Source organism: Flavobacterium sp. ENC (assembly GCF_020991415.1).
Lineage (GTDB): Bacteria > Bacteroidota > Bacteroidia > Flavobacteriales > Flavobacteriaceae > Flavobacterium.
Genome location: NZ_JAJMOY010000001.1, coordinates 485,121 through 509,324, shown reverse-complemented (window position 1 = coordinate 509,324; position 24,204 = coordinate 485,121). Strand labels below are relative to the sequence as shown.

The window sequence follows — 24,204 nt, the reverse complement described above, 5'->3', positions numbered from 1 at the left end:
GAAATTCTGATTTACGAGGCTCAAAGATACAATTCAAATATGAATAATTAGTTCCTAAATTTTAAAAGGAATGATGCATTAAAAATTGATTTTTTGCGTGCTCATTTGTAATATGTTAAAAAATTTTAAAAAAAACTTGGAAACTTTCTTGGTGTTTAGAGTTTCCTGTTTATATTTGCACTTTTAATTGGAAACTCAGAACACTGAAAAAGTTTCCGTAGCGGGTTTGATTAATTATAAACTCAGTAAAATCAAATATTTATGAAAACAACATGGACCATAGATTCTAGTCAGTCAGATGTTTTAATTAAAATGAGACATTCGATAATTGCTTATTTGGGAGGAACTTCAAATAAATTTGACGGTTATGTGGATATTGAAGACAATGAAATTGAAGATGCTTCTGTTGAATTTTCTTTAGATATAAACAACAAAAATGACAGCTTTCAGCAAATTGATACCCATTTGCAACTGAACGACCTGTTTAACGTAAACGAGCATCCAATCATCAGTTTTAAATCGACTTCCTTTCAGAAGGTAAACAATAACATCAATTTTTTTAAAGGAGATCTGACGATAAAAGATGTGACGAAGGTTGTAGAACTGGATGCCGAGTTTATCGGGATCAATTCCTATGATGGCAAAAAGAAAGTTGCTTTTGAAATCACGGGTAATATCAAAAGACAGGATTTTGGTTTAGATTATAATTCGTTCAATCACCATGGAGGCCTGGCATTGGGAAAAGATATGAAACTTATCGCCAATTTAGAGTTCTGCATATAATTCTTACAATGAACAAATTAATGTAAAATTATTACAGATTTAATGGAAACTATTTCTGACAAATAAAGTTTCCTGGTTATATTTGTAATACAATTTGAAAATTAAAATGAAAGAGAAAATCATAGCAAAAGCGAGTGACTTGTTTTTGAAACTGGGTTTCAAAAGTGTTACTATGGATGACATTGCAGGTGAAATGTGTATTTCAAAAAAAACGATTTACAAATATTTTTGCAACAAGGAAGTCTTAATTGAAGAAAGCACTTCGATGGTTCATAAACAGGTACATGAAATCATTGATACCATAGTGGAAAAGAATTATAATGCGATCCACGAAAATTTTGAAATTCGCGAAATGTTCAGGGACATGTTTAAGAACAATACCGATACGTCTCCTATTTATCAGTTAAAAAAACATTATCCTGAAATATATCAAAATGTATTGTCTCATGAAATTGAGCAGTGTACACGATATTTCAGAGAGAACATTGAAAAGGGAATTCGTGAAAAGCTATATCGTCCGGAGTTAAATATCGATGTGTATGTGAAGTTTTATTACACACTGATATTCCACATTAATGAAAACACAGTTTCAGAGAGAGAAGCTCAGGAAATAGAATTAGAGGCATTGCAATATCATACCAGAGCGATGGCAACGCCCGAAGGAATAATAGAATTAGAAAAACAACTTAAAAAAATTACTATTTAATCATCAATCTATGAAAAGAATAATTCTTATATTTTTGTGTTCAATTGGCTTAAGTGTCAGCGCACAAGTTAAAACATTAACCTTAAAAGATGCCCTTACTTACGCGCTTCAGAACAAAGCCGATGCTAAGAAATCGAAATTAGAGGTTGAAAACAGTGAGTATAAAATTCAGGAAGTACGCTCAAGAGCCTTACCTCAGATTTCTGCAAACGGAAACTTAACCTACAATCCGGTTATTCAGACAACAGTAATTGACGGAGCAGGTTTTGGCGCACCGGGAACCACAATCCAGGCAGCATTTGGTCAAAAATGGACTTCAACTGCCGGACTTTCCTTAACTCAGGCCATCTTTGATCAGTCGGTTTTTACAGGTTTAAAAGCAGCAAAATCGACACGCGAGTTTTATCAGATCAACAATCAGTTAACAGAAGAACAGGTTATCGAAAGAGTAGCAAACAACTACTATGCTGTATTTGTACAAAAAGAAAGACTGGTTTTACTAGACAGCAATTACGTAAACACTACAAAAGTTCGTGATATCGTAAAAGGACAGTTTGATAACGGTTTAGCCAAAAAAATTGATTTAGACCGTATCGTGGTTAAGATGTCAAATATCGACACAGAGCGCCAGCAGATTAAAAATCAGATTACCTTACAGGAAAATGCGTTGAAGTTTTATATGGGAATGCCTATTGAAACTGAGATCGATATGCCAAAAGAAGAATTTGAAGTTATTCCGGCAGCTTTAACAGAACAGGCCAATGTTGAAAACAGAACAGAATACCTGCTTCTGAAAAAACAGGAAGAACTTTTAGTGTACAACAAGAAAGCCGTTGAAGCAGGATATTACCCTACGCTTTCATTAACAGCAGGTTACAATTATATTGGTCAGGGACCTGAATTTCCCTGGTTTGCAAAACCAAAAGACGGGGTGTACTGGTCAGATTACTCTGCAATTGGATTAAACTTACATGTACCAATCTTCACAGGCTTCGGAACCCGTGCCAAAGTAAGACAAGCAGATGTTCAGATCAGATCCCTTCAGGAAGATATGAAAGACACGAAACTTTCTCTTGACCTGGATTACAGAAATGCAATCGCTCAAATTGACGATAATCTGGTAACGATCGAAAATCAAAAAGAAAACATGCGACTGGCTAAAGAAATTTTAGACAATACCAAAAACAATTATCTTCAGGGATTAGCATCATTGACAGATTTATTAGATTCTGAAAATGCATCACTGGAAGCACAAAACAATTATACCAGAGCTGTCCTGAATTATAAAATCGCAGAGGTAGCATTAATCAAATCAAAAGGCGAACTAAAAACTCTTATTAAATAACTAGAAACAAAATGAAGAAAACTATTATAACTATCGTAATCATAATTGCAGCACTAGGTGTAATTGGATATGTCTTAAATAATAATAAGAAGGAAAATAAAGCAAAAACAGATATTGTTGCAGAGAAAAATGCAGCAGTTTCCGTAAAAGTAGCACCCGTAAAAACAGAAGAAATTTCATTGAGTTTTGTGGCAAACGGAAACTTTGAACCGATTCAGGAATTAACTTTCTCTGCTGAAAAATCAGGAAAAGTAATCAGCGTTCTGGCTAAAGAAGGAGATTACGTAAGAGTAGGACAGACTTTATTGACCGTGAGAGGTGATGTAATTAATGTGAGCGCGCAACAGGCACAAGCCGTTTATCAAAATGCAAAAGCAGATTATGCACGATATGAAAATGCATTCAAAACAGGTGGTGTTACAAAACAACAACTAGATCAGGCAAAACTGGCCCTGACCAATGCACAGTCCAGCTTAACACAAGCCAATATTAATGTGGGTGATACTAAAGTAAAAGCACCAATAAACGGATTTATCAATAAAAAATATATTGAGCCGGGATCTATTTTGGCGGGAATGCCTGCAACAGCATTGTTTGATATTGTAAATGTTTCTAAATTAAAATTGAAAGTTACCGTAAACGAAAGCCAGGTGGCCAGTTTAAAAGTAGGGAACACGGTAAACATTACAGCCAGTGTATATCCTGATAAAGCTTTTTCAGGAAAAATCACTTTTATCGCTTCAAAAGCAGACGAAAGTTTAAACTTTCCTGTTGAAATTGAAATCTCAAACAATTCAGATAATGATTTGAAAGCAGGGATGTACGGAACAGCAAACTTCGGTTCTAAACAACAAAAACAAAACCTGATGGTTGTACCGCGTAATGCTTTCGTAGGAAGTGTGAGCAGCAACGAAATCTTTGTAGTGGAAAAAGGTACTGCAAAATTAAGAAAAGTAACGGCCGGAAGAATTTTAGGAGATCAGGTAGAAATCATCAATGGATTATCTGATGGAGAAACTGTAATTGTTACAGGTCAGATTAACTTACAAGACGGTAATAAAGTAGAAATTATTAAATAATTACAGGCTGTAAGCCGTAAGCAATAAGCTTTAAGCAGTTAAAAAGCCTAAAGCGTATTGCGTATAGCCTAAGGCATAAAGAAAAATATATGAAATTAGCCGAAATATCCATAAAACGTCCGTCGTTAGTAATCGTATTGTTTACGATTCTGATTCTTGGTGGATTGTTCAGTTACAGCCAGTTAGGTTATGAGCTGATCCCAAAATTTGAGCAAAACGTTATTACGATTTCTACTATTTATCCGGGAGCTTCCCCGAGTGAGGTAGAAAATACCGTAACCAAGAAAATTGAAGATGCGATTGCGTCCTTGGAGAATGTTAAAAAAATTGACTCGAAATCATACGAAAGTTTATCTATCGTATCGATTACCTTAACCTCAAATGCAAAAGTCGATTTCTCTTTAAATGATGCACAGCGTAAAATAAATGCGATTATCAGTGATTTGCCGGAGGACGTAAAAACGCCTGCACTGACCAAATTCTCGCTGAGTGATTTACCAATTATGACCCTTGGTGCCAACGGAAAAATGGACGAAGCGGCATTTTATGACTTAATTGACAAAAAAATTGCGCCTATTTTATCCCGTGTACAAGGTGTTGCCCAGGTAAATATTATTGGTGGATCTGAGCGTGAAATTCAGGTGAATCTTGATGCTGTAAAAATGCAGGGTTACGGATTATCTGTGCCGCAGGTACAACAAACTATTCTGACTTCCAATCTGGATTTCCCAACCGGAAACATTCAGACACGTGATCAGAAAATATTAATCCGTTTAGCGGGTAAATACAAAAATGTTACGGAATTAAGAAACTTAGTCGTTTCCTCTCAAAATGGAATTCAGGTTCGTTTAAGTGATATTGCCGATGTTCAGGATACTCAGAAAATCGCTGAGAAAATATCACGTGTAGATCAAAAAAGCGCTATTGTTTTACAAATCGTAAAACAATCTGACGCAAATGCGGTGGCGGTAAGTGAGCAGTTGCTGAAAACAATTGCAATTCTTGAAAAAGATTATGAAAAAAACCACTTAAAATTAGAAGTTGCAAAAGACAGTACCATCTTTACGCTTGAAGCGGCAGATTCTGTAGTTCACGATTTATTGATCGCGGTAGTGCTGGTGGCTCTTGTAATGTTGTTCTTCCTGCACAGTATCAGAAACTCATTGATTGTAATGGTTTCTATTCCGGCATCTTTGATTGCTACTTTTATTGGTATTTATTTAATGGGATACACCCTGAACTTAATGAGTTTATTAGGATTGTCTCTGGTCGTCGGTATTCTGGTCGATGATGCGATTGTGGTCCTCGAGAATATTTACCGACATATGGAGATGGGTAAAAGCAGGATTCGGGCATCCTATGACGGAACTGCGGAAATTGGAGGAACGGTAACTTCGATTACATTGGTAATTGTGGTAGTGTTCCTGCCTATTGCAATGAGTTCCGGATTAGTTTCTAATATCATTACACAATTTTGTGTAACCGTAATTATTTCAACTTTATTGTCGCTTTTAGCTTCATTTACCATTATTCCTTGGTTATCATCCCGTTATGGTAAACTGGAACATATCGAAGGAAAGAATTTATTCGGAAGAATTATTCTTGGTTTCGAAAGCTATTTAACACGTTTCACCAACTGGATTTCTCACTTGTTAACCTGGTGTCTGGATAATTATGGTAAGACCATTGTTCTGGTACTGATCTTGTTCTTTGGATCAATCTTCGGATTGGGAGGCTTTATTGGTGGAGAGTTTTTCGCTTCTTCTGATAGTGGGGAATTCTTAGTCCAGATCGAAATGCCGAAAGATGCTTCGTTAGAGCAAACCAACTTCATGACGCAAAAAGCAGAAGCCTATTTGAAATCACAGGAATATGTGCACAGCCAGATTACAACGGTAGGACAAACCAGTGAAGGTTTTGGAGCCTCACAGGCTACAGCTTACAAGGCGGAGATTGACGTAAAAATGATCGAACAAAAAGACCGTACCGATGATGCCAATGTTTATGCGGCAAAAATCAAACGTAAGCTTGAAAAAGTATTAGTAGGAGCAAAAGTAAAAACAGTTCCCGTAGGTATCTTAGGAACTGCTGAAGATGCTACTTTAGGATTAATCGTAACAGGACCTTCAACAGAAAGTGCTATGGCGTTTGCTAAATTGGCGGAAGCTGAATTACGTACAATTCCCGGAACAACAGAGATTAAATTAACGGTTGAAGACGGAAACCCGGAGGTAAACGTTAAGGTAGACCGTGATAAAATGGCTGCTTTAGGATTGACGCTTCAAACGGTTGGTTTAACCATGCAGACTGCTTTTAGCGGAAATACAGATGGTAAATACAGAGCCGGTGAATACGAATATGATATCAACATCAGATACAATGCTTTCGACAGAAAAAGTATTACGGATGTGAGTAGTCTGATTTTTATCAATGCTTCAGGGCAACAAATTAAATTATCGCAGTTTGCTGATATTACAGAAGGTTCAGGACCTAGCCAGTTAGAGCGAAGAGATAAATCTGCTTCGGTAACGGTAAAAGGACAAAACGTTGGGGTTCCATCGGGAACAATTGTAACACAATGGCAGGCAAAATTAGACAAACTGAAAAAACCGGCCGGAGTAAACTACATCTGGGGAGGTGACCAGGAGAACCAATCGGAAGGATTTGGTACTTTAGGAATCGCTTTATTAGCCGCTATTATTTTGGTTTACCTGGTAATGGTGAGTTTGTACGACAGTTTCGTTCACCCGTTTGTAGTATTGTTTGCTATTCCGCTTTCGTTTATTGGTGCTTTATTGGCATTAGCCCTGACAAATAACTCCTTGAATATCTTTACCATTTTGGGGATCATCATGTTGATTGGTCTGGTGTGTAAGAATGCGATCATGCTGGTCGATTATACGAATCAGCGAAGAGCTGCCGGAGAATCAATCAGAACAGCACTGATTCAGGCGAATCACGCTCGTTTGCGTCCGATTTTGATGACGACTATTGCGATGGTATTTGGTATGTTCCCGATTGCATTAGCTTCAGGAGCAGGAGCGGAATGGAAAAACGGATTGGCGTGGGTAATTATCGGAGGATTGATTTCTTCGTTATTCCTGACCCTGATTGTTGTTCCTGTAATCTACCAGATCATGGAAGGAATTATCCGCAGATTATCTAAAGGAGAAAAAATCGATTACGAAGCTGAAATGGTGGCCGATTACGAGCACAAAGAATTAAGCGAAGACGGTTTTAATCCAAAACATACTCATTAAGAGTTTTAAATCTCAATATTGAAATTCCAAATTCCAAATTCTTGGAGGAATTCCAAAAAACACAAAAAATCCCAAATTCCAATTTAAGGAGTTTGGGATTTTTTATTGTTAATTAAAAAAAAGATGTTTATTTGTATCACCTTATATTATAAAGTTTATGCTACAAAAAGATAAATCTGCGGCGATTGGTTTTATTTTCATAACCATGTTAATTGATATTACCGGATGGGGAATTATTATTCCTGTCATTCCAAAATTAATAGAAGAATTAATTCATGGCGATATCAGCGAAGCAGCAAAAATAGGGGGCTGGCTGACTTTTGCCTATGCGATAACCCAGTTTGTATTTGCCCCTGTAATCGGTAACCTGAGTGATAAATACGGGAGAAGGCCGATTATCTTAATTTCGCTTTTCGGATTTTCATTAGACTATCTATTACTGGCTTTTGCGCCCACCATCTTATGGTTATTTATAGGAAGAATTATTGCAGGAGTAACCGGAGCCAGTATTACAACAGCTTCAGCTTATATTGCGGATGTCAGTACGCCCGAAAACAGGGCCAAAAACTTTGGTCTGGTTGGGGCAGCTTTTGGATTAGGATTTATCATAGGGCCGGTCATTGGCGGTTTATTAGGACAATATGGTTCAAGGGTGCCTTTCTATGCAGCAGCCGTTTTGTGCATGGTCAACTTTTTATATGGCTTTTTCATTTTACCGGAATCCCTGAAAAAAGAAAACCGCAGATCTTTCAACTGGAAACGGGCAAATCCCGTTGGAGCTATTCTGGGTCTGAAAAAACACCCCACACTGATTGGATTAATTGCAGCGATATTTTTGTTATACGTCGGATCACATGCCGTACAAAGCAACTGGAGTTTCTTTACCATTTATCAGTTCAGCTGGGACGAACGAATGATTGGAATCTCGCTGGGAATAATTGGTCTGTTGGTGGGAATTGTACAAGGAGGATTAGTTCGCTGGATCAATCCGAAATTAGGAAACGAAAAAAGTATTTATATCGGACTGGCGTTGTACACCATCGGAATGTTGTTGTTTGCCTTTGCAACAGAAAGCTGGATGATGTTTGTGTTTTTAATCCCGTATTGCCTTGGTGGAATTGCCGGACCGGCATTACAATCTGTGGTTGCCAGTAAAGTAGCGCCCAGCGAGCAGGGAGAAATTCAGGGAACTTTGACGAGCTTAATGAGTGCCTCTTCAATCATTGGCCCGCCCATGATGGCAAACACCTTTTTCTTTTTCACCCATAGTGATGCGCCTTTTAAATTTGCCGGAGCACCCTTTATTTTAGGAGGTCTTTTGATGCTGCTCAGTACTGTAGTGGCTTATTTTTCATTAAAAAAACACGCGGTTCCCAATAAAAAAAATGAGGCATAAATCGTTTCTGTTTCAATAAAAAAACTCTTTTTATTGCAGATAAACATAATGATTGTAATAATCAATAATGGCTTTGCCTCTAAGCAAAACATCAGCACCGATAATACCGTGTACCGCTTTTGCTTTGTAGGATGTTAAAGCTTCGTTTACGTGTGAAAGATCAAAAATAACCAGATTGAAATCGGTATTTTTCCAGCTGCCGAGCTGCAGATGATTATGGGAAGAAATCTGGGTTTCCATGCCGGTTGCTCCGGCTCCGGAAGCTTTGGTTTTAGATTTTTTGGCAGAGATCTCAAAATAGTCAATACTTTCAAAACCAATGCAGGTATTGGAAGCACCGGTATCTAAAATGAAATTTCCCGAAACACCATTTATTTTTGCCTTAATTAATAAATGCTGGGTTTTGGTAACCCTGAATTTTACTTTTCGGTATTTTGCTTTTTTGAGGACTTTATGAAGATCTTCCATTTCTGATAAGGATTGAAAATCAAAAATAAACCAATTACAATCAAAATACTAATGATGTATACGATATAATTGGAAGATTTTTCAGCTGGGGCAATACTGCCGTAATAGACAAAAGCACTCCAGTAATAAGGGGATTTTTTAGCATTTGGAATCTTTGGGTCACTTAAAAAGGCACGTTTTGCATTCGCATTGGCTTCAGAAAAAGACTGATCCTTTTTGAGGTTGGTATAAAAATCATCCATAAAAACAGAAGTTGTAAAATCATTTACTTTCCATAATGAAAATAATAAATTCTGCGCACCTGCAAACTGAAAACCTCTTGCAACACTCATGGCACCTTCTGCTTTGTATAATTTTCCTATGCCGGTTTCACAGGCACTCAAAATAACCAGATCCGGATTGATATGGAGATTGTACAATTCAGAATACAGGATTTCCTGATCGTAGAATTTAATGCTTGCCGGAGTTTCCAGATCACCGGAAGAAGCATGCGTACTCAAATGTAAAATAGAATAATATGCAGCATTTTTTTTGAAATTAGAAAAAGTCGCATTGCTGTTTTCGAAAAACTGACCATCAAAATTCTTCCTGATAGATTGTAATTCATTCTTAGAAAAAGTCAGGGCAAAATCGGTATTTTCGAAAATCGGAAAAATTCCCAGAACCGTTTTTTTTGGTTTGGAAAACGGAACCGAATTCACATAAAAGGAAGCAGAATTGTTATACGCCACATTAAAATCACTGACCAGATAATGCATTTTAGCAAAATTTGTCGTAGCCGATTCTTTTGTGATTAAAGCTTCAAAAGGCAGAAAACTCAAAATACCATCCGGAATAAGGATGAGGTTTTTGTGGTTTCCGGTGGAGGAAATTTTAAGATATTTATAAATACGGTTTCCAACCCGGTTGTAGTGCTGTGGATTATTGGTAATCGCATTGGGATCATTAAAAAGGCGAATAAATTCCATCAGGCTGGTTAAACCGGTCCCTTCCAGAGAAATATAGTAAAGCTTTATGGTGTTGTTTTCAACCGTAAAATTATAAATACCGTCGGAACCTGCAAAGTACTCCGTTAGTACAACATTATCCTGTGTTAATTTGTCGTATAATTTTTGCAGATCAAAAGCAGTATCGGTTTCGGCGGTGTCTTCACTTTTCTGTTTTTTAAGCAACAGCATCAGTTCATTTTGCTTTTTTATGGCTTCATTGATTTTAGAAATATTCGCCAGTTCCAGTTTTTGCTGTTCTTTTAGAATAACAGTATTCCAATTTTGAAGCTGTTGTAAAATTAGCTTTTCTGCTCTGGACAAATTCGTGTTTTCGTGAAGACGGCTTTTTAAAACCACCGATTTGGTTTGTTCCGAAAGCAAAAAGGCACTCTCGATATAATGGATTTTTTTCTCTTTTTCATAAAGGGAATAATAAATCGAAATACACTTTTCGGTTCGGTTCCGATTTCGGATCTGGGTTACAATTTTAGAATTTTCGTACACCAGAAGCGACTGAAACAATTCTTCAATATGAAAGGAAAGAGCAAAACTTTTCAGGGCATTTTTGGGCTGGTCTTGTGCCAGATACACGGCCGCCTGCAAATCCAGGGCATCCAGTAAAACCGTTTCTGCATAAAGCGAATTCTGCTTGGGAAGGATATTTTTGGAAGGAGAATAATCCGGAAGGAGCGTTTTAAAAACAGCAACAATATTTTCGTTGGCCTCCTTTATTTTTCCCTGTCGGAAAGAAAGAAAAGCGGCTTCATAATCCAATTGTGCTTTTTTTCGGGGTTCCTGGCCGGACGTTTTGCGGAATGCTGTTTTGGCTTTTTCAAAATAGTCCGAAGCTTGGGCCAGGTCGTTTTGTTCTATTTTTAATTTGGCCAGATTTCGATACGAATTGGATAAAGTCTCGGCTTGCGACGGATCGTCTTTTAACAGTAGGATGGCTTTGAGGAAAGAACTTTCGGCTTTTTCAAAAGCAGTTGTTTGTATTAAAAAACTTTTGGTCGTCAGAAAATAATCAGCGCCTAGATTGTTTAATAAAACCCCTTTTTGAGTTGCGGTTAATTTTTCGGTTTGGATTGTTTTTTCGAGCAAGTCAATTGCTTTGTAAAGATTTCCGGTGTTTTGATATACATTCGATAAATTAAGAATCGCTGCTAGTTTCTGAGGTTCATTTTTCTCCTGATCGGCAATAAAATAATACTGTTTAATAGTATTTTCGGCATTGTCATAATCACCGAGAAGGGTATACAAATTGCCTAAAGGTTTCAGGCAGTATTCGATAATATCGTAACCTTTAAAATGATATTTTTGATACACGAGCCAGGCTTTTTCGTAGCTTTTAATCGCTTTCTCAGATTGCCCGAACTGATTTTCGTAGTAGGCTTTATTGCAGTTTAAAACTACAATGGCCAGCAATGCCTCTTTGGTTTTGGGCTTTGGGTTTTTCCAGAATTCTGTTTCTGTATTCGTTAAGTTTTGCAGGGCTTTCGCCGAAGGGTTCGCAACAAAAACATCAATGGCATGGTATAGCTTATCTTCTTCTGAAACAGATGGCTGCCCGGAGAGTAGTATCGATGTGAAGAATAAAATATAGCAATACAGTTTTGTCATATTATTGATTTATTTCATAGAGATGCACGAAGTTTTCGCAAAGGCTCACTAAGGGATTTTAAGTTTTTTTTTTGCCACGAATTACACGAATTTTCACGAATTAATTTAAGCAGCATAAGTGGAAAAAATTCGCGAAAATTCGTGTAATTCGTGGCTAAACCTTTTTTCTCTGCGTATCTCAGTGAGAACCTTCGTGCAACTTTGTGTAATTAGTGGCAAACGCTTTTCTCTCCGTGTATCTCTGCGAAACTCTTTGTGCATCTCTGTGTAATAACGCTTAAAACTTCCAGATTCCGTAAAACTGAAAATAATTAAAATTCTGTTCGAAATTAATCACATAACGCACCCCCAGACTTGGTCCAATTCTCGCGGCACCCACAGTCAGGTCCAGCAACAATCCGGTTTTAAGATCGGTAAAGGAATTTTTGACGGCATTAGAATCCGTTCGGGTGTTAATTACAAATTTAGTCGAATCACCTTCAAAAGATTCAATTTTAATATTTTGAGTCTGCTCGTGGGAAACATTGAAATTGGCCTGCACACCCGCACCAACCCCGATATAATTATTGATATTGTACCGGATCAGCACAGGCACTTCCCAATTGACACTTTTGTTTTCTGTACTTGTGGTGGTGCGCTGCCGCTGTTTTACCCCATTCGGATTTACAACCACTTCGTCGATTACATTTTCAGCACTATCGTATTTATTGATGCTGTTGATCCATTCTGCCTGCCAGTAAAAACGATAGGATTTAAAAGGCGAAATCGTCGCGCCCACAAAATAACTGGTCGAATTGTCCAAATCCGGATATAAATTGTAACCCGCTTTTGCCCCGATAGAGATTCCCGGTAAAAATCGGGTAGTGGCATAATTGGTAATAATCGGCTCGTTTTTGTCGAAAATGATGGCAGTACGGCTGCGCGTTTTTACTTTATGAAAGTCCTCGGCAAATTTCATGGAATATTTTACAAAGCCTTTTGTACTGTCTTTTTCGTGTACATTTTTTTGTTCACTCCCCGGTAAGTAAATGTTTTTAAACGTAAAAAAGATCTGGTTCTTCTTAATGATCGTATCCAGGCAGCTTACGGTTGGTTCTTCGCCTTTAGGGCAAATCGGACATTTGGGATACAGGTCTTCGATCTGAAATGTTGTCTTGTCAAACATGTCCGGAACATCCGTTTCAAGTCGAATCATTCTTGCCGGTCCTTCGCCATTGTTCTGGAAACGGGTTTTGAAATTTACCCTTTTAAAGCGTACCAGCCTGTAATTCATAAAACTTCCGTTAGACCCCATTTTGTTCGGATCATGAGAAGTTACAATTTCCATTTCGAGGTTTTTTATTTTGTGGTTTTTATAACTTCGGTTTGGGACAAAAATTCCGCGCATGGTGACCGTTGCGCTGGTATCCTTGATCATTTCGGGTGTTGTTTTGAACGTGTAAAAAAGATTGCGGGTTTCACCCGGATTAGCATCGTCAAATTCTAAGACAGACACATTATGATAGGTTTTGTTGGCGTCTGCTAGGGAAGCATCCAGATCTTCTTCGGTGGTGGTGTTTCTGTATTTTTTGGTTTTGAAAGTGTTTTCGGCAGAAGCCAGGTACGATTTAGTATCATCCAGATCATCAACAGCAGCGACCGGATTTTCTTTGACTTCCCGTTCATTCGCATACGTCCTGAAATCGACCAATTCGAAATTATTGCTTCTAAATTGTTTCTCATTATAAAACAAATACAGTTTACCGCTCGAAACATAATTTTCCAGATTCTGATAACTTACTACAACTACCATTTCCTGTTCCGGAATCGGGTCACAGTTTTTTAAGATCGCAAATCCGTTTTGGTCGGCTATCGAGGCGATATCTTTATAATCTGTATCGGTGATGTCATTTACAGCGACTTTTTTAGGTCGTGTGGCAGGAGGTTTTCCATTGTCGTAATTGTTGGTTACGGCGAGTCTGGTGGTGTAGTTTCCTTTGTTTTTATAGACATGTTTCGGTTCGGCCTCTTTGCTGTAATGCCCGTCTCCGAGTTCCCATAAGTACGAATAACTTGGTTTTGGTGCGCCCGCAATCGGAATTAACGGTGGCGTCTCGGGTTTGTAGGTAACGGTATTTCCGTTTTGGATAAAAACAATATTGGCTCTTCGGGTTATGGTGTCTTTTACTTTGGTTTGCGAGAAAGAAAATATAGAAAACAGCAGAAAGACAATCGATGATAGTGGTTTCATAACTAGATACTTTTTTAGCCCTGATAGTAGTGGAGATCCTTTTTTTTGCCTGTGCCGATAGCTACAGGGAGGAAAAAAGATGGCAACGGATAGCAGGATTAGCTTCTGAAAATCATCAGAATTAATTTTAAAACTGGATTAAATGTAAAAAAAAGTGATGAGCAAATCACCACTTTTTCTTAAAAGTATTTTGTAAGTTACTGAATTGCATTCACTGCAGCTATCAGTTGAGCTTCTGTGCCGACTGTTGTTTCGGCAAGTGTGAAAGTATAAATGTCTCCGGCAGCCACGGTCACCCCTTTGATTGCGTAACGCCATTGACCATTATCCTCGGTTGCAAAAATCACGTGACAAGCCAGTCCAATCGGGATTTGTCCGTAGTGTTCGCTAAATAATCCTGCTGCTGTATACGTATCCAGTTTGGCCAATGCATTTGTTCCTTCACCATCATAAGACAAATAAACCGCGCTGTTGTTGTTGTCGAAACCTTCCGGAACGTCTACAAGTAAAGTTGTTTTTGGTCTTGGGTCGCTGTAAAAACGGTCTACGTTTGTCCATCCGAAATTCCCGAAAGTAACATAATAATTGTTTCCCTCGCCCTGCACACCGCCTTTTCCGTTACCGCCATCTGCACCGGCTTTGGCTTCTCTCCAGGCCAGTTCTCCGGCTTCATTGATCGCGCCTGTCCATAAAGTCATGGCATTGTCTACACCATCTGTTAAAGTTGCAGGAACCAACATGTTCATATAACAGGAAGTCTGAAGTTCAACGCCGCCCTGAGTAGCTTTGATGAAAAATTCACCACCGGAAATCAATAAATTTTTCTTTCCGTCTGCTGTAAGCCCCATGGTTGGTTTGTTGGTCACCAGCATATTTCCTTTGTCAAAAAGTTCGATATATTCAATATTTACGGCTCCGGTTACAGGAGTTCCGTTTTTAGTTAAACAGTCTCCGTTGATGTTTACTTTAACTCCTTTTGCAGAAGTGAAGCTTACCACCCCGTTTCCGGCTGTTACGGTAAAGTTCTGTGTATTTCTTTTGATTCCTTTTTCGGTGATTCCTTTGAACGCTGCAGCAGTCGGAGGCAGGATTGAATTGTTGTTGTCGCCGTCGCTGTTGTCACAGCTTACTAATGTCGTTATAGCGAATAATAATAGTCCGATTGTTTTAAAATTTGTTTTCATGATAGTCAGTTTTAATAGTTATTTAATAATAGATGTTTACTGTGGGGAAATTGTTACCCCTGTTTTTTAATTTATTTCAGGTTTTATAGAAGCAGATCCGTTGGGGTGAAATTTTGTTACCCCTCTTTTTTACTTTTTTTGAATTTTATTTCGAAAGGCACTTTTCCTGAAAAACATTTCCATCTTCATCCAATGCAACCAGAATGTCTTTCTTTCGTAAAAGCGTGATGATAAAATAAAGCCAGACGATCAACCAGAGACCCAATGTGATCACCGTCAGAAATAAGTGAAAAGGATGATTGATTTGTATTTTCTCTCTGGACAAAACAGCGTAAGGCAATTTTTCGTTATGTTCGATAATTACAAAACCGTTTCGCTTTTTAGCGGAAAGCATTTTATGAAACCGGTCCAGATTTTTTTCGTGAATAAGATGATAACTTTCCATTTCTTTTAATTTTTTGAATTGTTTTAAAAGTTTCCTGCTTCGTTATATCCATCTGATTTTAGAATTGTTACCCCTGTTTTTGAAATTTATTTTCAGATTCTTTTTACATTAGCTTTTTAAAAAGCTGTTTATGGCCAAAACCAAAATTCATTCCGACCAAAAATATATCGAAGGGCTTGCTGCGAATAATTCGATTATAATCCAGGAGATTTATAAAAAGTTTGTTCCGAAAGTCGTGTTCTATATCAGGAACAATTCCGGCAATCAGGATCAGGCACAGGATATTGTTCAGGAAGTACTGCTGCTGCTGTTCAATCAGGCCAAAGCCAATACACTGGAACTGACCTGTCCGTTTGATGCCTATTTTTTCCTGCTGTGTAAAAGAAAATGGCTGAATGAATTGAAAAAAACAGCCAATAAAGGGGTAACAATTAATGAAGATGCGGGATCTATAAGTGAATCTGCTCACGAATTGGTGGAGCAAACCGAAGAATTTGATGAAAAACAACAGCTTTTTGACACCATGTTCCAAAAACTGGGCGAAAAATGCCAGGAATTATTAAAGCTGAGTTTTGAAATTAAATCGATGGAAGAAGTAGCCGAAAAGCTCCATGTAACCTATGCATATGTCCGTAAAAAGAAATCGTTATGTATTGGCCAGTTAACACAGTGGATTCAGGAAACTAAAAACTTTAAATCTCTAAAAAATAATTAGTCATGAACGAAGAACGCTACCTATTATTCGATCAATACCTTCAGGATGAACTGACTCCTGATGAAAAAGCGAATTTTGAAAAACAAATCTCGGACGATCCCGAATTTGCCGCGGAGTTCGGGGCTTTCAAAACAGCACAGCAGCAATTGGAAAATAAATTCGGAATTGCAGCAGAAAGAGAAGCGTTCAAAGAAAATCTGGTGAAGGTTTCAGATAAACATTTCCATAAAAATAAACCAAAAGTAATTGCTTTAAGACCCTGGAATTATGCAGTTGCGGCCTCTATCGTGATTTTGGTTGGACTGTTCTTTTTTAATTATACCAAAAACCCTGTTTATGAAGATTACAGTCAGCACGAACAGGCTTATTTCACCGAAAGAGGACATACCAATACCACTTTAAAACAAGCAGAAACTGCGTTTAATGCTGAAAAATATAAAGCTGCAATTCCGCTTTTTGAAAAACTCCTGAAGGAATCCAAAACGCCGGAAATTCAGTTTTTCTATGGTATTTCTTTATTAGAAGAAAACAAATATGAAAAAGCGGAAACTGTTTTTGAAGTGCTGCGATCAGGAACATCAGTCTATAAAGAGAAAGCCACCTGGAATCTCGCCTTGTGCAAACTGAAGCAAAAAGATTATGCGGGATGCAAAAAAATCCTGCTCACAATTCCGGAAGATTATGAAGATTATGTAGCGGTACAGCTCTTATTGAAAGATTTGGAGTAAGCCCGTCACGATACAATGTCATTCGAAACGAGGAATTTCTTTAGGGAGATCCTCGTTTTTTTTGTGGTATAGGATTCAAATAGGACTTCGACTTCGCTCAGTCTGACAAACAGTACTTCGCTGAGCCTGAAACAGTGTTGAAAAACCCGTGACAATCCGCGTTTTCACAAAGTGAATCCGTATAATCCGTGTGCCCATTTACCACCGGATTATTCAAATTGGGAAAGTTTTTAATATTGTCGTAATTTTGGCGTTTTAAAATTATTTTCATTGAGCGCAACAACCATTATTACCGATACACATACCCATCTATACTCAGAAGAATTTGATCAGGACCGTGATGAAATGATCCAGAGAGCCATTACCGCAGGAGTAACACGCTTTTTCATTCCCGCAATTGATGCTGCGGCAACGCAGTCTATGTATGAGTTGGAGAAAAACTATCCGGAGAATGTGTTTTTGATGATGGGATTGCATCCCACTTACGTCAAAGACAATTACCTGGAGGAGCTGCAGCATGTGGAAACCGAACTGGCTAAAAGAAAATTTTATGCCGTTGGTGAAATCGGAATCGATTTGTACTGGGATAAAACGCATCTTACGGAGCAGCAATTTGCTTTCCGAAAACAAATTCAGTTAGCAAAACACTATAAACTGCCCATCGTAATCCATTGTCGTGAAGCTTTCGATGAGATTTTTGAAATTCTGGAAGAAGAAAAATCAGAAGATTTGTTTGGAATTTTCCATTGTTTTACCGGCACACACGAACAGGCTTTACAAGCCCTGACGTATAATATGAAACTTGGAATCGGCGGTGTGGCGACTTTTAAAAACGGAAAAATTGATCAGTTTCTAAAGGAAATCGATTTAAAACATATTGTTCTCGAAACCGATTCGCCTTATTTAGCGCCAATTCCGTATCGCGGGAAGCGAAATGAAAGCAGTTATATCGTAAATGTCGTAGCAAAACTAGCTGATATTTATGATGTTTCAGAAGAAGAAATAGCAGCAATTACGACCCAAAATTCAAAAGACGTTTTCGGTATTTAACCCTGAACTTACAATACTTTAATTTTTTTTTTGTTCTTTTGCCCCCTAAAATAGATATTAATGCAGAGATTTGATGCCATTCGACCGTTTTATGATTCAGAAATAAATGAAGCACTTCATGATGTTGTCAATCATCCTATGATGAAAGCCATGATGAATTTTACTTTTCCGGAATTAGAGGATGATGCTTGGAAAGATCAGCTTAAGAAAACACATTCGATTCGTGATTTTCAATGTAATTTTATTTATCATACGATTCAAAAAGTACTCGAAAAGAGTTCTGAAGGACTTACCACTTCCGGTTTTGAGAAACTGCAAAAAAATACTTCGTATTTATTTGTATCCAATCACCGTGATATTCTGTTAGACACCACCCTGCTTAATGTCTGCCTGTTCGAACATGGCCTGGTGATGACAGCGTCTGCCATTGGAGATAATCTGGTTAAAAAAGCATTTTTAAGTACACTGGCAAAACTGAACAGAAATTTTTTGGTTTTAAGAGGTTTAACGCCAAGAGAAATGCTGCAGAGTTCTAAGTTATTGTCCGAATATATGGGACAGTTACTGCTTCGAGAAAATCGTTCGGTTTGGATTGCACAAAGGGAAGGCCGTACCAAAGACGGAAATGACGAAACGAATCCCGGAGTACTGAAAATGATCGGAATGGGTTCTGATGAAGCTAATCTGATGGACTATTTTAAGAAAATAAAAATTGTTCCCGTTTCTATTTCATACGAATATGATCCTACCGATGTGCTGAAAATGCCGCAATTGATGGCTGAAGCAAACAATGAAATTTATATCAAAGAGAAAAACGAAGATTTCATGACCATTTTAAGTGGTATCATGGGAACCAAAAAGAGAATACATATTTCCGTTGGCGATGTTTTAAACACGGAAATTGATCAGATTGTAGCCGAGAATGATAATGCCAACAAGCAAATTCAGGCTTTGGCGCAGGTAATTGACGATTCTATTCTGAAAAATTACCAGTTATGGCCGACTAATTTTATCGCTTACGATATTTTAAACCAAACAAATAAGTTTGCCCACCACTACAAGGAAAACGAAAAATCGCTTTTTGAACGTCGTTTAGAAATGCGAATCGGAAGCGATAATCCTGTTACCAGACAAGGGTTTTTATCCATGTATGCCAATCCGGTTGTCAATAAACTAAAATATCAGGATGTCCTCTAAGGCTAAAATACTTTTAATTTATACCGGAGGAACAATCGGTATGAGCAAGGATTTTGAGACAGGAGCGCTCAAAGCCTTCAATTTTAGCAAACTGCTGCAAAAAATTCCAGAATTAAAACAACTGGATTGTGAAATCGAAACGGTTTCATTTGAGAACCCAATAGATTCCTCGAATATGAATCCGGAGATGTGGGCCAAAATGGCCACGATTATCGAGGAAAATTATTTGGCTTTTGACGGTTTTGTAGTTTTACATGGTTCCGATACCATGTCTTATTCGGCTTCTGCATTGAGTTTTATGCTCGAAAATTTAGCCAAACCCGTAATCTTTACCGGATCGCAGCTGCCAATAGGGGACTTGCGTACCGATGCTAAGGAAAACCTGATTACAGCTATTCAGATTGCTTCATTACAGGAAAATGACAAACCCGTAATCCATGAAGTTTGTTTGTATTTTGAGTATAAATTATACCGCGGAAACCGCACTTCCAAAGTAAACGCAGAGCACTTCAGGGCTTTTACGGCACCCAATTATCCTGAATTGGTAGAATCGGGCGTTCATCTTAAATTAAATTCCCATTTGTTCCTTCCCGTAAAAACCGATGCGAAATTATTGGTGCACAAGAATTTGGACAATCATGTGGCCATTGTAAAAATGTTTCCGGGTATGAGCGAAATTGTTTTGGGATCGATCCTGTCAACGCCCAACTTAAAGGGAATTGTTCTGGAAACCTACGGTTCGGGAAATGCCCCAACCGAAGAATGGTTTTTAAACCTCATTCAAAAAGCAATTCAATCCGGCCTGCATATCGTAAATGTGACGCAGTGTTCCGGCGGAAGCGTCAATATGGGACAATACGAGACCAGCACGGCACTTAAAGAATTGGGGGTAATTTCAGGTAAAGACATCACCACCGAAGCGGCTATTACAAAACTAATGTACCTTTTAGGTCATGAAATAGAAGCAAAAAACTTCAAAACTATTTTTGAAACTTCTTTACGCGGGGAGATTTCATTATAAAAAAACAATATTTTAAATTCCAAATTCCAAAACTGATCACTCAAAGTTTGTCATTTCGAGGAACGAGAAATCTTCGTTAGAATCGCTACACCGTTTTGCATCTTCGGAAATGGAGATGGTTGCGGAGATTTACCTCATCTGTTTGTTATCAATCAGGTTTCAAAATGAAAGTTTCCGAATAATTGGAATTTGGAATTTATTTAGATAGCTACAAGAATTGGAATTTATCAATCCTTATAAGGTACTGGGCAAGTTTCTAAATCTTCTTCAACAGCCTTTTGGTTTTTATAATACACATACACAATCACCGAAAGAAGGCAGATAATCCCCTGAATTGCCACCGTAGTTCGCACACCAAGAGAGTGAGAAAGATACCCAATAATCAGACTTCCCACAGGAATCATTCCCTGATACGCCATCAGATAATAACTAATACTTCTCGAACGCATATTGACGGCACTTTGTGTCTGAATATAAATGTTGATCGATGAGGTTTGTCCCATCATTCCGAGACCGCTCAGCGTCATGCAGATCAGCGCAATGGTCAGACTGTTTGAAACCGCCAGTATAATAATGCTGAAACCGAGCAGTAAACTGGAAGCAATCATTATTTTATTCATGTTTTTGGATGATTTCAGGTTGGCAAGATAAATCGCGGAGAGCACAGAACCAATCCCTGCGGCACTTTCGAACCAGCTAAAAGTCTGGGCATTTCCACTAAAGATATCTTTAGCAAAAACCGGCATAAGCGTGTTGAAAGAAATGACAAATAAACTACTGCACATTAACATCAGCAGCATTCGTGCCATTTCGGTTTCTTTTTTAACGTAATCAAGGCCTTCTATCAGATCGTCCAGCATTTTAAGTTTGTGCTCTGCTTTGATATGGGGTGTGATTTTCATCAGTAGCAATGAAATCAAAACCGGAATATAACTAATGAAATTTCCAATAAAACAAATGTCTTCCCCATACTGGTGCAGAATAATTCCGGCCAGGGCTGGACCGGCAATTCGGGCGAAGTTGTTCAGCGTAGAATTAAGTGCCACAGCATTGGGTAAATCTTCTTTGTCATTGACAATATCAATCATCATGGTTTGGCGGCAGGTCATGTCAAAAGCATTGATAATCCCCTGAATAAGGCTAAGAGCCAGAATAAAGTTGATGTTGTATATTTTCAGGTAAATAAGCAGAGCCAATGCGCCCGCCTGAAGCATGGCCAGCGATTGTAAAATCATCATGGAGCGGTGCCTGTCGTAACGGCCAATAATACTTCCGGCCACAGGTGCTAAAAACAGAGAGGGAATCATACTCAGAAAAGTAGCCAGCCCCAGTAAGAAAACAGATCCGGTGATGCTGTACACCATCCAGCTGACCGCAGTTTTCTGCATCCAGGTCCCAATAACCGAAACCGACTGACCGTAAAAGAATAATTTGAAGTTTCTTGATTTTAACGCCTTAAACATAACCCTTGCTATTTTTTTACAAAGTTCGGGATTATGATTTCATTAGAAAAATTAATAATTTTACTGATACTAAGTAGTTAAACTTATCAATATGGAAATCTATCAACTACAGTATTTCATTAAGACGGCTGAGGTACTTCATTTTACAAAAGCCGCCGAGCTTTGTTTTGTCACGCAATCCGGATTATCGCAACAGATCAAAAAACTCGAGGAAGAACTCGGAATGCCTTTGTTTATCCGGATCGGAAAAAAAGTACAGCTTACCGAAGCCGGTTCCGTTTTCCTGATTCATGCCAAGCAGGTCATCGAAAAGGTACAAAACGGAAAGCAGGCCATCGACGATTTAAACGAAATGATTGGCGGTGAACTTCGGGTAGGGGTAACCTATATTTTCGGACTTTTGATTTTGCCGGTCATCAATTCCTTTGCAAAAAGGTATCAAAATCTCAAAATTGTGGTCGAATATGGCACAACAGAAGCCCTGGAACAAAAACTAATGAACAACGAACTGGATTTGGTGCTGGTGATTTCGTCACACGAGATTGAACTTCCGATCCAGAAAGTGCCTTTGTTTACTTCGCACATGGTGATGGCAGTGTCAAAATCGCATCCTTTGGCGGTTCTGGATAAAATTGCCTTTAAGAAAATAGAAGAAATTCAGCTTATTTTACCGGGAAAAGGATCCAATTCCAGGGAATTCGTAGAAGGGCTGTTTCTAAAACACAACATGAAACCCAAAATCGCCATAGAGTTAAATTCCATTCATGCTTTACTGCAAATGGTAGAGAACAGTGACTGGGCGACGATAGTGGCAGAAAAAGCCTTAAAAGGCTGGGATAACCTCAAATCGATTCAGATTACGGGAGTTCCGACCAAAAGAGATTCGTTTATGCTGACGATTGGCGGTTACCAGAAAAAGGCCGTAAAACTGTTTATGGAAGAGTTTCGAAAAAGCATCTAAAGAATATTGGATTTTACTTTTGTAAGTCATTTTTTTTTGTGTTATTTGCAAACCGAAATAGAGAGGTGTCCGAGTGGTTGAAGGAGCTAGCCTGGAAAGCTAGTATATGGGTAACTGTATCGAGGGTTCGAATCCCTTCCTCTCTGCAAAATTAAAAACCCTTGTGAAGTTTAGTTCACAAGGGTTTTTTTATGGAATGATTTTTTTTGCTTAAATCACATGTAAATTTTTTTCAGTACCAGACACTATTTTGGACTGTTACTTAAATTTAATCTTCTTCAATTTTGTAATCAAAAAAACTATATTTTGTTTCCTTGTCTCCCATTACATCGACCCCGGTAAACTTTATGCTGTTATCGATAACCTCGTAATCATACACATCAGCCACACCATCATAGTTATGCAGTTCATGAAATTTTCCATTTTCTACCCACCATTTTCCATTTTCAGTCATTTGTGTTACTTTTCCTTTTTTGTCAATAGCTATAAATAACAAAGTGCTTTTGCCATCTTCAAACCTGCAAGCAACCCAATATTTAGTCGTGCCTTTTTGTTGTTGATCAGCTTCCGAGCCACGCCAACAACCCACAAGTTTTGAATCAAATGTCTTTGTTTCCTGGCTAAATCCCATACTTGAGATTAATAATGTTAACACGAATAGTACTTTTTTCATAACTTACTGTTTTTATTATTTTTTGTTTCTCGTTTTTAGCAAAATTAATTATTCTGAATTATTATAAGGTTTTGTTTTTGCGCCATTTTAAACAAATATAATTAAAACAGAAATCTCCTAAAGTCTTTGACTTTAAAACTAATTTTCTTATAATGTTATTTGCTATATTATGTTAGTATTCATTAACCAAACTTAAAAAGTCGGGAGATTTTTATCAGGTTTTAATTTTCAAGAGAACAAAAAAAAATTGCGCAAAGTCAGAGTAGACTTCCCACAAATATTGTCTAATTTTTTGGGGGCAGTCTAGAGATATTTGCGCAGCTTTTCATAAGGAACTCTTCGGAGAGCAGGAGGCTTTTTCTATAATTTATTATTATTTAAATTGAATATTGTTGCATTTATTTTCTTCATACCACTTTAACCAACCTTCTTTATCTTTGTAAAATACAATCGAATTGGTATATTCATTTGCGTAGTTCATTAATTCTTCTTCTGATACATAGCAGTATTTTGATAAAAATTTAATTCCGTCGTTAAATTTTTTTTTGTCAAATTCTTTTTGTGTAGTATAATTTTCTACGTTAGAAATATGTGACATAAAAGTATTTTTAAATTCAACATTTTCTATACAATCTTTTTTCTCAATTTTTTTTAAACTCGAGCACTGTGAATTTAAAATTGAAAATATTATAAAAACTACTAAGATTTGTTTTTTCATATTTTTTATTTGCTAGTTTCTTTAGTTACAGTATTTCGACCACTACTTAAATTAGGTGTTATAGTCTGTCTTGTCAATTTGTTATTCTTTTCTATGAAAGATTACCATCAGCTACTCTTCTATTTCCATTAACCTTATCTTCTGAGTTTGATGCTTTATTATACGCAACCGTA

At 37.7% G+C, this 24,204-nt stretch carries 20 protein-coding genes and 1 tRNA gene; 13 read left to right on the top strand and 8 right to left on the bottom strand.

The window, feature by feature from the left end; genetic code table 11:
* Positions 1–261: 261 nt before the first annotated feature.
* From LPB89_RS02050 to LPB89_RS02025, 6 genes are all read left to right on the top strand, one after another.
* Positions 262–783 carry a YceI family protein gene (locus tag LPB89_RS02050; RefSeq protein WP_230700047.1) on the top strand — a complete coding sequence of 174 codons (522 nt, stop codon included), beginning with the start codon at positions 262–264 and terminating at the stop codon, positions 781–783.
* 106 nt (positions 784–889) lie between these two features.
* On the top strand, positions 890–1,489 hold the full coding sequence (locus LPB89_RS02045) for a TetR/AcrR family transcriptional regulator (RefSeq protein ID WP_230700046.1): 600 nt from the start codon (positions 890–892) through the stop codon (positions 1,487–1,489).
* 10 nt (positions 1,490–1,499) lie between these two features.
* Positions 1,500–2,834: a TolC family protein gene (locus LPB89_RS02040; RefSeq protein ID WP_230700045.1), complete on the top strand. Its 1,335-nt coding sequence runs from the start codon at positions 1,500–1,502 to the stop codon at positions 2,832–2,834.
* A gap of 11 nt (positions 2,835–2,845) precedes the next feature.
* Positions 2,846–3,913 carry an efflux RND transporter periplasmic adaptor subunit gene (locus LPB89_RS02035; protein ID WP_230700044.1) on the top strand — a complete coding sequence of 356 codons (1,068 nt, stop codon included), beginning with the start codon at positions 2,846–2,848 and terminating at the stop codon, positions 3,911–3,913.
* An 89-nt stretch (positions 3,914–4,002) separates the two neighbouring features.
* Positions 4,003–7,173 carry an efflux RND transporter permease subunit gene (locus LPB89_RS02030; protein WP_230700043.1) on the top strand — a complete coding sequence of 1,057 codons (3,171 nt, stop codon included), beginning with the start codon at positions 4,003–4,005 and terminating at the stop codon, positions 7,171–7,173.
* A gap of 157 nt (positions 7,174–7,330) precedes the next feature.
* A complete protein-coding gene (locus LPB89_RS02025) occupies positions 7,331–8,569 on the top strand; it encodes a TCR/Tet family MFS transporter (RefSeq protein WP_230700042.1) in 1,239 nt (412 codons plus the stop codon).
* A 30-nt stretch (positions 8,570–8,599) separates the two neighbouring features.
* Here the strand turns inward: LPB89_RS02025 and LPB89_RS02020 are convergent, their stop codons facing one another.
* The 5 genes from LPB89_RS02020 to LPB89_RS02000 form a co-directional block, all read right to left on the bottom strand.
* Entirely contained in the window at positions 8,600–9,037 is a 438-nt protein-coding gene (locus LPB89_RS02020; protein WP_230700041.1) for a retropepsin-like aspartic protease, read from the bottom strand.
* Complete coding sequence (locus LPB89_RS02015) at positions 8,989–11,646, bottom strand: CHAT domain-containing protein (RefSeq protein WP_230700040.1); 2,658 nt, start codon at positions 11,644–11,646, stop codon at positions 8,989–8,991. The genes LPB89_RS02020 and LPB89_RS02015 overlap by 49 nt, the downstream gene beginning before the upstream one ends.
* A 277-nt stretch (positions 11,647–11,923) precedes the next feature.
* The gene (locus LPB89_RS02010) at positions 11,924–13,876 is read right to left on the bottom strand and encodes a PKD domain-containing protein (RefSeq protein ID WP_230700039.1); all 1,953 of its coding nucleotides are present in this window, start codon (positions 13,874–13,876) and stop codon (positions 11,924–11,926) included.
* A gap of 197 nt (positions 13,877–14,073) precedes the next feature.
* Positions 14,074–15,060: a hypothetical protein gene (locus tag LPB89_RS02005; RefSeq protein ID WP_230700038.1), complete on the bottom strand. Its 987-nt coding sequence runs from the start codon at positions 15,058–15,060 to the stop codon at positions 14,074–14,076.
* Positions 15,061–15,205: 145 nt separating this feature from the next.
* On the bottom strand, positions 15,206–15,505 hold the full coding sequence (locus LPB89_RS02000) for a hypothetical protein (RefSeq protein ID WP_230700037.1): 300 nt from the start codon (positions 15,503–15,505) through the stop codon (positions 15,206–15,208).
* A gap of 130 nt (positions 15,506–15,635) precedes the next feature.
* On the opposite strand from LPB89_RS02000, the gene LPB89_RS01995 reads away from it, so the two are divergent.
* The 5 genes from LPB89_RS01995 to LPB89_RS01975 all read left to right on the top strand — a co-directional run bounded on the left by LPB89_RS01995 (position 15,636) and on the right by LPB89_RS01975 (position 20,216).
* Positions 15,636–16,220, top strand: a complete 585-nt coding sequence (locus LPB89_RS01995) for an RNA polymerase sigma factor (RefSeq protein WP_230700036.1) — start codon at positions 15,636–15,638, stop codon at positions 16,218–16,220.
* Positions 16,221–16,222: 2 nt separating this feature from the next.
* Positions 16,223–16,948 (top strand): tetratricopeptide repeat protein, encoded by a 726-nt coding sequence (locus LPB89_RS01990; protein WP_230700035.1) that lies wholly within the window; start codon positions 16,223–16,225, stop codon positions 16,946–16,948.
* A gap of 270 nt (positions 16,949–17,218) precedes the next feature.
* Positions 17,219–17,998: a TatD family hydrolase gene (locus tag LPB89_RS01985; RefSeq protein WP_230700034.1), complete on the top strand. Its 780-nt coding sequence runs from the start codon at positions 17,219–17,221 to the stop codon at positions 17,996–17,998.
* Positions 17,999–18,058: 60 nt separating this feature from the next.
* Positions 18,059–19,195, top strand: a complete 1,137-nt coding sequence (locus tag LPB89_RS01980; RefSeq protein WP_230700033.1) for a 1-acyl-sn-glycerol-3-phosphate acyltransferase — start codon at positions 18,059–18,061, stop codon at positions 19,193–19,195.
* Positions 19,185–20,216: an asparaginase gene (locus LPB89_RS01975; RefSeq protein WP_230700032.1), complete on the top strand. Its 1,032-nt coding sequence runs from the start codon at positions 19,185–19,187 to the stop codon at positions 20,214–20,216. The genes LPB89_RS01980 and LPB89_RS01975 overlap by 11 nt, the downstream gene beginning before the upstream one ends.
* 227 nt (positions 20,217–20,443) lie before the next feature.
* Here the strand turns inward: LPB89_RS01975 and LPB89_RS01970 are convergent, their stop codons facing one another.
* Complete coding sequence (locus LPB89_RS01970) at positions 20,444–21,679, bottom strand: MFS transporter (RefSeq protein WP_230700031.1); 1,236 nt, start codon at positions 21,677–21,679, stop codon at positions 20,444–20,446.
* A 91-nt stretch (positions 21,680–21,770) separates the two neighbouring features.
* Between LPB89_RS01970 and LPB89_RS01965 the strand changes: the two genes are divergently transcribed.
* Positions 21,771–22,640, top strand: coding sequence for a LysR substrate-binding domain-containing protein (locus tag LPB89_RS01965; protein ID WP_230700030.1), 870 nt, complete (start codon positions 21,771–21,773; stop codon positions 22,638–22,640).
* A gap of 59 nt (positions 22,641–22,699) precedes the next feature.
* A tRNA-Ser gene (locus LPB89_RS01960) sits at positions 22,700–22,786 on the top strand.
* 122 nt (positions 22,787–22,908) lie between these two features.
* Here LPB89_RS01960 and LPB89_RS01955 read toward each other — a convergent pair.
* The gene (locus tag LPB89_RS01955) at positions 22,909–23,313 is read right to left on the bottom strand and encodes a hypothetical protein (RefSeq protein ID WP_230700029.1); all 405 of its coding nucleotides are present in this window, start codon (positions 23,311–23,313) and stop codon (positions 22,909–22,911) included.
* A 373-nt stretch (positions 23,314–23,686) separates the two neighbouring features.
* Positions 23,687–24,031 carry a hypothetical protein gene (locus tag LPB89_RS01950; RefSeq protein ID WP_230700028.1) on the bottom strand — a complete coding sequence of 115 codons (345 nt, stop codon included), beginning with the start codon at positions 24,029–24,031 and terminating at the stop codon, positions 23,687–23,689.
* Between the last annotated feature and the right edge of the window lie 173 nt (positions 24,032–24,204).